The organism is Candidatus Kosakonia sp. 282A-S69, from assembly GCF_029433855.1.
Lineage (GTDB): Bacteria > Pseudomonadota > Gammaproteobacteria > Enterobacterales > Enterobacteriaceae > Kosakonia > Kosakonia cowanii_A.
Genome location: NZ_JAROAU010000005.1, coordinates 99,485 through 99,728 on the forward strand (window position 1 = coordinate 99,485; position 244 = coordinate 99,728).

The window sequence follows — 244 nt, forward strand, 5'->3', positions numbered from 1 at the left end:
ACAGACGCAGCGTTTTGAAGAGCTGATCGTCTAACTTTCGTTGGGTCAACGATACCTTTTTCGATCATGTTTACCCATTCGCCAGTTGCAGCGTTGAAGCCTACGCCGATTTCTTCGTTGTTGAGGCGCTCAACGATGACAGATCCTTCAAGGCCAGCGTTGTGTGCGATTTGACGGATTGGCTCTTCAAGCGCGCGAAGCACGATGTTGATACCTGTTTGAGCATCGCCTTCAGCTTCAACTG

1 protein-coding gene is annotated in these 244 nt (G+C 50.0%); it reads right to left on the reverse strand.

What is annotated here, in order from left to right; translation table 11 throughout:
* The coding region (locus PU683_RS21285) for a TCP-1/cpn60 chaperonin family protein (protein ID WP_277174692.1) at positions 1 to 244 on the reverse strand (244 nt) is incomplete at both ends.